We start from the raw sequence: 6,823 nt of genomic DNA, 5'->3' as shown, positions 1-6,823 counted from the left end.
ACCCATATATGGACACCTGGTGCAAGTGAATAGCTTCACCAGGGCTATATTTTTTCAGTTTTAAATAACAGATATTACGCTGCTGTCGTATATCCGGCCTGTTAATGGGAGCTTCATATGTCCCTGGCCCTAATGAGTACCGCGCCAGACTTGCTCTTATCATCCCTCCGACATCATGTGTCATGGGTTCACTCAGCGTTGGGTCTGGCCCGGCGTAACCTGTTATTTCATTACTGTTTTATCTACAACGTTTTGGTGAGATTTATCTTACATTCCCTTCAACTCGAAGGGCGCTTGTTTTGCTAGCACCGCCCAGAGGATGCGAGCCAGTTTGTTTGCCAGAGCGACGGCAGCTTTATGTTTTCCACTTCGTATAATCACTTGCTCGACCCAACGAGATAACCGGTCATCCGCATTCTTGCTGTGCCTTATGATGGACCAGGCTCCCTGCACAAGTAACTTTCTGAGATATCGGTTACCTCGTTTGGTGATGCCACCCAGTTTTTGTTTACCGCCACTGGAGTATTCTCTGGGGACTAAGCCCAGGCACGCTGCATATTGGCGACCATTCTTGTACTGTGACGGGTCTCCCATGTGCGCCACGGCGGCAGTCGCCGTTATAATACCGACCCCTTTAATCGTCATGGCTAACTCTGCAGCTGGCGAGGTGCGGGCCTGTTCCCGAATAATCTTTTCCTGCTGATGAATCGCGTCATCAAGATAGCGCCATTCCTCCATCATCAAGTTGAAATTACGACGTGCCGCTGTGGTCAGCGTGTTTTCCGCATCTTCGAGGATGAACGGCAGCATTTCTTTCACACGCTCAATGCCTTGAGGCATGTTGATGCCGTATTCTCTCAACAGCCCGCGAAGCTGATTGACGATGTTGGTTCTGGCCGCTACCTGACGCTCACGAATGTTATGCGTAATAGAAAGGTCTGTTTGCTCAACGGTTTTAGGTGAAACAAAACGCATGCTTGGACGCATGGCTGCTTCTGCAATCGCAAAGGCATCATTGCGGTCATTTTTATTTCCTTTAACGAAGGGTTTTACATGCCGTGTTGGAATAATGCGCACATTGAACCCGTGCGCCTGTAGCGTTCTGCCAAGGTAATTCGAACCACCACAAGCTTCCATCGCTACAGTGACACCCGGGTGATATTTAATGAGGAAAGGAAGTAACTTATCGCTCTTGATAGGGCGGTTGAACTGCGGCTTACAGGCCTGATTGACACCACAGACCTGATAAATATTTTTTGCCAAATCGATGCTAATTAGCGTAACGTTCATGGTGGACACCTTTTGTTTTGATTGTTGCTTCGAAAACTCAATCATGGCGCATTATGACGCCGTATCAACATTAGGTGTCCATCTCATCATCCATGGGGCCTCGGCTGCCGCTTCCCTGCGGCAGACGGTTTAGTCTGCGTTCCCTCTCCTTTAGCATGCCGGACGCATATACAATGCCTCTCTCCAATGCCGTACGCATGTACACTAGCTCACCCCAATGCCGCACGCATATACACTTCGGCTCCCCAATGCCGTACATACATTTCTGCTCCACAATGCCGCACGTGCCCGCGGCTTCACCAGCGGTCAGTTTTTGCCGTCAAATTGAGTCTTGTTGTTTTGCGCGGGAGGTAATTTCAGCCGGTTTTCCTGCTACCATCGACATCGCCGGTACATCTTTATTCACCACCGAGCCGGCTCCGACAATAGCGCCATCGCCAATTTTAACGCCCGGCAAAATAATCGCATTGGCACCTATCCATACCTGCTTTCCAATTTCCACCGGCGCTGAAAGGTCGGCAACCACACCATCTGCTTCCAAAGGTAAAGAGCTCACCACCACATTCGGGCCAAAAAAAGTACTTTCGCCTACCGTGATCTCATCGCCAGCGAGTAACGTGAGGTTGTGGTTTGCAAATACGAACTTGCCGAAGGTTACTTTACCTTCTCCGGCCAGATGGAACCTGCTCTCCAGCCAACATGGCCCATTGCTATTCAGCAAGGTTTTCAATGCATTACGCTTCTGCTTGGGGGGCGCATCTACATCATTTATCACGTCGATAAAGGATTGATGCAAGGTGGTAGCGGGAAAGCTACCGCGAATGTGCTTAATATTTCCGCACCTGAATGCTATTGGGGTCAAAGTTCTTTCTCTTAGAAAACTGAATGGATAATATGCAATGCGCTTTATTTAATACTAAGCGAATTAAATAGAAATACTACATCTCCAGGGTTGGCGGGATCTCGCCAGGGATCTGTCAGACGATCTGGCGCTATCTTTGCACAGGTTGCAGATTAAGAAGTATGTATTTGCTAACAGGACATTTTTTTGACGCTAAAGTTAGCGCCGTAGTGGCCGTTAACTTACCTGAAATGCGAGTAAAAAGTGACTATCTGCAAACTCACTCTGGCCACGTTTATCAGAAAAGGAATTTCGCCACTGGTTCCTGGCTCCCGCCGGTTACCGGTGTAAGAGAATGTTGGTTGTCAGAAAGGTTCGTCTACACTTAACAGACAAGCTAAGTGATGCAGACACCTTTTTCTGAACCGGGTTTTAACAAAAGCGAATTTATTCTATGTACATCGGTTGGACTAAATATCTGAAGCTGCGCTTTCAGCCAAAACGCTCAGACGTCACCATAGGGGTTGCTCTGTCACCAGACACGGCGACCTTTACGGCGTTGCGCCGCAAAGCCGATGAGTTTTACGTTATATCTGAAGTTTCGGTTCTCTATTCTCAATGGAAAGCGCAATTATCTCAGTGGGTGACGAAGCGTAAGCTAACTGGGGCAACCTGCCACGTCGCGCTTTCTCAAAACTGGTATCAACTCTTGCAGATCGAGCGCCCTAATGTGCAAGAGGATGAAGTCGCAGACTCCCTGGTGTGGCCGGTGAAAGAATTGATTAACTTTGAAAGCCCTATCGTTCTCGATTATTTCGATTTACCTGTACCGTTAGCGGGCAGTAAAAAAGTGAATGTTGTTGCCATGCCCGAGAACACCGTAGAGGACATTGTGGCCGGGTGCATAGAAGCGGGAGTGAGATTAGACAGCATTTCTATTGAAGAACTGGCGCATTGCTCGCTGCTGCCTGTGACCGACGAAGCGGTGGTCACACTAACCCAGGAAGCCGGTGAAGAAATCATTCTCAATATTGTTAAAGATGGCCATTTATATATTAGCCGTCGACTGAAAGGGTTCGAGAACCTGGCGGCCTTTTCTGCCGAAGAATTGAGAATGGGTGTGCTCGACGGGCTGTGTATTCAAATTCAGCGCTCCATGGACTTCTTTGAAAGTCAGTTACGGCAACCGCCAGTGAGAAAAGTGGTGCTACATATTAACGCCGCGCAGCCAGAAATCATCGTCGAGCAAATTTCACAGGTGGTCTCGGCATCTGTCATGGTGATGGATCTAAATGCTGTGGTAAATGACCCATCAGACTCGCTGACAAATTTAAGCAGTCTGGGAATGGCACTACTGCCTTTCAGAGCAAAGCAAGTGGAAGCCAAGCAGGAAACCGCCGATGAAAAGTAATATAAACCTTTATCATCCGCGCTTTGCACCCAAGGTCGATTACCTGGCACTGCCCAGCATCACCTTTGTCTTTGTGGTGTGTGCTTCTGTTATGCTGCTTATCGGTTTATCGGCACATTTTATGGCTTCCCGGGCTGAAAATGCCTATGCCGCCGTTGAAACACAAAATCGGATGTTACAAAGCCAGGTAGACATGTTGCAGGCTGAGGTGAGCAACTGGAAACCTGATGAAGCCCTTACTACGGAAGTGGAAGATATCACGCGGAATTTGGAAAAGCAGGAAAGGGTGTTAGAGGAACTGCGACGCCGTTCGCCGCTTCGGTACAAAGGGTTTAGTGTGCTGTTCAACGACCTCGCAAACGAATCGTCATCAGATTTGTGGTTGGAGTCGATTATGGTGTCTGAAGCCCGGATGGACTTTACCGGTGAAGTCTCTTCCCCTGCCGCGTTTCCACAGTGGTTACAGCGCTTAAGCAATACCACTAGCTTCAATGGTAAGCATTTTGAAGAAGCAAAAGTTTTTCTTAAAGACGATGGCCTTAAATTTGAGCTGAGAACACTAAGAGCGGCAGAGAATACAAGCGGGGTAGCACCATGAGCGCTCCCAGTTTAAACGAAAAATTCGCCGCACTGTCACAGCGCGAAAAGGTGCTGACATTAATATCAGGCCTGGCACTGATTTTTATGGCTGGCTTCACGTTTTTCATTGAGCCCGCGATAGACGATTACTCCAAGTACCGCACCGATTTAGCTTCAGAAGAAGTTAAGCGTCAATCGTTGAATGCCCAGCTTGAACTGTATTCAGAAGCATTGTCGTCTGATCCCAACGCCGAACTCAATGCTGAGCTGGCTCAGCTTAAAATTCAGAAGAAGCAAATAGAAACTGTATTTGCGAACGAGTTAAACGAACTCGTCACGCCTGGACAAATGGTGTTTCTGGTTGAACAGGTATTCAATCATGCCACCAATTTAACGCTTATTGAGATGTCTTCGCTGAATCCGGTATCGGTTTTTGCCGGCAATGAAGAAATGGCCGACGTGCCACTTTATCAACATGGCGTGTCGCTCACGTTCAGCGGTCGATATTTCGATGTGAAACAATTTATTGAGGCGCTGGAAGACCAGACTCAACAGCTATTCTGGCGTGGAATTGATTATAAAGTCACAAGTTACCCACTAGCTGAAGTTAACGTTGAGGTATACACCTTGAGTACAGAGAAGGCATTTATCGGTGTTTAAAAGAAAAAGCATGCGCATTCTTGTCAGTCTACTCGCTTTAGCAACCGGCGCTGTGGCGGCATCTGGCGATCCAACCCGACCAGGACGCAGCTACAAGGGGACGTATGCACAAAAACCGGCCTCTGCAAATTACAAGGTGTCTGCCATTTTTGTGAATGGCGAGCGACCTCAGGCAATTGTAAATAATCGACTGGTAAGTGAAGGCGACCGCTTCTCAGATGCGGTGGTGAAGAAAATAACCAAAGAGTCAGTGGTGTTAAACCAGCAGAAAGACGGCAACTGGCAATTAATTACGCTTACAGTCGGTAAAGCGTCATCGAATAAGTTTAGTATCCGCAGCGCGGATAAGTTTTAGGGATCAGGCAATGCGTAAAGCCACAATCACCTTATTAGCCACCATAGTACTCAGTGCTTGTCAGTCGGCACCTAAAGAGTCGGCGGTTGAACGCTCATTGAAGCAGGAACTGCAAGCTCAACTGGATGCTGAGAAAGCCCGTGAGGAAAAAGCCAGTAAGTTAGACAAGCTACCGGATGCCGTGAATTCGGCACTGCTGGACAAACCGGTAGGTTCGTCGATGCCCACGGCACTACAAGGCCCTGAAAAGTACGATATCAATGCGCAAGGTGTAGATGTGCGTCAGTTCCTTTCTGGACTGGTGTCTGAAACCCCTTACAGCGTTGCCGTGCATCCTGACGTTACGGGTTCAGTGAGCCTCGACCTGAAACAAGTCTCTCTGGATGAGACGATGGCGCTGCTTTCCGATCTCTATGGCTTTGATATTCAGCGCTCCGGCAATGTGTTCAGAATTTTGCCCGCAGGTATGCGAACAGAAACGTTTGCAGTAAATTACCTACTGATGAAGCGCGATGGGGCCACGCAAACCAGCATTATCTCAGGTGGCGTGTCGCAAAGTGCAAATGGCGGAAATAGCCAGAGTAACAACAACGGCAATTTCAGTAACTTTGCCGGCAGCAATGCCAATGGTGGCGGCAGTCAGTACAACAACATGAATGCCAATAACAATGGCACCATGATCAGTACCCGCACAGAAACCAATTTCTGGGATGATCTGCAAACCAGTCTTGAATCCATGCTGGGCAAGGATAACGGGCGTGCAGTATTTGTGACGCCTCAGGCTGGCTTGGTAACAGTACGGGCATTACCGTCAGAGATCCGTGCAATCAAGCGCTTCCTGCAGGTGTCCGAAACCCACTTGCAACGTCAGGTAGTACTGGAAGCACGCATTCTGGAAGTGGTATTAAACGATGGTTATCAGCAGGGAATAAACTGGAACGAGATTGTCGCTAACGTGGGCAGTACCGATTTAACCTTCTCTTCCAGCGCCGCCGCATTGGGTAACAGCATTTCTGCCAGCTTGGGTGGGGTAACGAGCTTATCGTTCTTAAATCAAGACTTTTCCGGTGTGCTGAACCTGCTTTCTACCCAAGGTAATGTGCAGGTGCTCTCAAGCCCCCGTGTCACTGCCACCAATAACCAGAAAGCGGTGATAAAGGTGGGTGATGATGAATACTTCGTTACCGATGTTTCCAGTCAGAATACCATCACCGCAGCATCTACTTCCGTGGTGCCGAATATCGAGCTAACGCCGTTTTTCTCTGGTATTGCGCTGGATGTTACCCCGCAGATCGACGACAAAGGAAGCGTGCTGCTGCATGTGCATCCGTCAGTGATTGAAACCGAAGAGCAGACCAAAGTGGTCACGCTTAATGAGGAAGAAATCGTGTTGCCACTGGCACAAAGCACCATCAGAGAATCGGATACCGTGATCCGTGCGTCATCCGGTGAAATCGTGGTAATTGGCGGCCTGATGCAAACAACACGTACTGACAACGAAAGCAGAACGCCGCTGCTAGGTGATATTCCGGTATTGGGTTATCTGTTTAAAAACAGACGTGAGCAGGAAACCAAGAAAGAATTGATTATTCTGCTGAAGCCTACGGTGGTTGAACCGGGCACCTGGAGCAAGCAAATCGAAATGAGCCGCTCGCAAATGGCAGACTGGTTATACGTGGAATAGAAC

General features: G+C 48.5%; 7 protein-coding genes. 5 read left to right on the top strand and 2 right to left on the bottom strand.

The features are described 5' to 3' along the window. Positions 1 to 267: 267 nt before the first annotated feature. Positions 268 to 1,290 (bottom strand): IS110 family RNA-guided transposase, encoded by a 1,023-nt coding sequence (locus BFC18_RS08470; protein WP_070123325.1) that lies wholly within the window; start codon positions 1,288 to 1,290, stop codon positions 268 to 270. A gap of 319 nt (positions 1,291 to 1,609) precedes the next feature. Beyond that, positions 1,610 to 2,152, bottom strand: a complete 543-nt coding sequence (locus tag BFC18_RS22015; RefSeq protein WP_281182391.1) for a DapH/DapD/GlmU-related protein — start codon at positions 2,150 to 2,152, stop codon at positions 1,610 to 1,612. Between the two features lie 433 nt (positions 2,153 to 2,585). Between BFC18_RS22015 and BFC18_RS08455 the strand changes: the two genes are divergently transcribed. Genes BFC18_RS08455 through mshL form a run of 5 tightly spaced genes read left to right on the top strand, consistent with a single transcriptional unit; the run spans position 2,586 to position 6,820 of the window. Beyond that, the gene (locus BFC18_RS08455) at positions 2,586 to 3,542 is read left to right on the top strand and encodes a hypothetical protein (RefSeq protein ID WP_070125133.1); all 957 of its coding nucleotides are present in this window, start codon (positions 2,586 to 2,588) and stop codon (positions 3,540 to 3,542) included. Next, a complete protein-coding gene (locus BFC18_RS08450; protein WP_070125132.1) occupies positions 3,532 to 4,140 on the top strand; it encodes a hypothetical protein in 609 nt (202 codons plus the stop codon). Before BFC18_RS08455 ends, BFC18_RS08450 begins: the two co-directional genes overlap by 11 nt. Then, positions 4,137 to 4,781 (top strand): hypothetical protein, encoded by a 645-nt coding sequence (locus BFC18_RS08445; RefSeq protein WP_070125131.1) that lies wholly within the window; start codon positions 4,137 to 4,139, stop codon positions 4,779 to 4,781. Before BFC18_RS08450 ends, BFC18_RS08445 begins: the two co-directional genes overlap by 4 nt. Then, entirely contained in the window at positions 4,774 to 5,136 is a 363-nt protein-coding gene (locus BFC18_RS08440) for a hypothetical protein (protein ID WP_139138975.1), read from the top strand. Before BFC18_RS08445 ends, BFC18_RS08440 begins: the two co-directional genes overlap by 8 nt. Positions 5,137 to 5,146: 10 nt before the next feature. After that, entirely contained in the window at positions 5,147 to 6,820 is a 1,674-nt protein-coding gene (mshL, locus tag BFC18_RS08435; protein ID WP_070125129.1) for a pilus (MSHA type) biogenesis protein MshL, read from the top strand. The last annotated feature ends 3 nt before the right edge of the window (positions 6,821 to 6,823 follow it).

The sequence above is a fragment of the Alteromonas confluentis genome, from assembly GCF_001757105.1.
GTDB lineage: Bacteria > Pseudomonadota > Gammaproteobacteria > Enterobacterales > Alteromonadaceae > Alteromonas > Alteromonas confluentis.
Note: the sequence above shows the minus strand (reverse complement) of the source record. Positions and strands in the feature narration are given on the sequence as shown.